This window comes from Rhodanobacter sp. MP7CTX1, from assembly GCF_014205795.1.
Taxonomy (GTDB): domain Bacteria; phylum Pseudomonadota; class Gammaproteobacteria; order Xanthomonadales; family Rhodanobacteraceae; genus Rhodanobacter.
Map to the genome: position 1 here is coordinate 1 of NZ_JACHCN010000044.1, position 1,053 is coordinate 1,053.

Annotated in this window: 1 protein-coding gene; it reads right to left on the minus strand. The window is 57.0% G+C overall.

Going from position 1 to position 1,053, the window contains the following annotated elements; genetic code table 11:
- Positions 1 to 258: 258 nt before the first annotated feature.
- The gene (locus HDE77_RS20250; RefSeq protein WP_184419726.1) at positions 259 to 855 is read right to left on the minus strand and encodes a redoxin domain-containing protein; all 597 of its coding nucleotides are present in this window, start codon (positions 853 to 855) and stop codon (positions 259 to 261) included.
- Positions 856 to 1,053: the final 198 nt, after the last annotated feature.

The window sequence follows — 1,053 nt, forward strand, 5'->3', positions numbered from 1 at the left end:
CGATGCTACCTGTGAGCATGGGAAGCTTCTCTTTCATCCGCTCGTGGCGATAGCTGATGAATTCGCTCAGCACTTGGCGTTGGTCGAGCGGGAAGGTTCGTAGCCATTCGACGAGCGCCAGATGGTGAGGCAAGTCGAAATCCAGCTGGTCAGCAAAATCGCGGCAGCCGTTGGCAAACGACGGCCACCGCTTCGGTATCTGAGAAATGGCAGCGATGAGGCCAGCTGCAACTGTATCGGCGATCCCGCCGCCCTTGGCTAGTCCTGCTCGCTGATCGTCTGGGCGTACGTCTTTCCGTACGGGTGGAAAAGTTCCTTCCGACCCTGCTGCCACGCCGCCTTGAGCTCGGGTGTCGTGATGTCCCAATCCGGCCGACATTTCTTTGACACGGCTCGCATGTCCTGGCGCAACTCTTCCATCGTGGGACGGCCGAAGAACCAGTAGCCGTTGTAGATCTTATAGATGACAAGACCTGGCTCGAGAACGATTGTGTGAGGGATCATCGGATTGTGGACAGGGTCGGTGTATTCGGCGATGTCCAAGTCTTTCTGTACGATACGCCGTGTATCCGACAAGAAGGGCCAGTGGGCGCCCACTCCGCTGCGATATTCATTGGTTTCGCTGATGTTGTCGGTGCTGATCGTGACCAGCCGGCAATAGCCGACCTCAAGCTCGCGATGCAATTGAACAAGCCCTTCGTGCTGCCGACGATCTTTGGGGCAGTAACCGCCGCGACTCAGAACCAGCACCAGCGGCTGCTCTGCCTGCAGGTCTGAGAGCTTGCGATGTGTGCCGGTGTTATCGGACAGCTCATAGTCGGGGAAGGTGGCCCCAGGAGTCATGTCGGGTCGCATAAGAAGGTTTCCTCCGCGATGGTTCTTGGATCGGCTACCCGTCAATCATAGCGCCGTACGGATCGTGCCATTCGAGCGATTTATCGCAACGTGTCACATCATCGATACCAACGTGCAATAAGCGACCCTGGCCCGACCTTTCGATGATCGGCATTGTCGGGAGCTGAAAAGATAAAGAGTGGCTGGCGGCGTAAAGTT

Bases quoted from the DNA above. Each gene is read 5' to 3' on its own strand.
- HDE77_RS20250 (WP_184419726.1), bottom strand. From the start codon at position 855: ATGCGACCCGACATGACTCCTGGGGCCACCTTCCCCGACTATGAGCTG.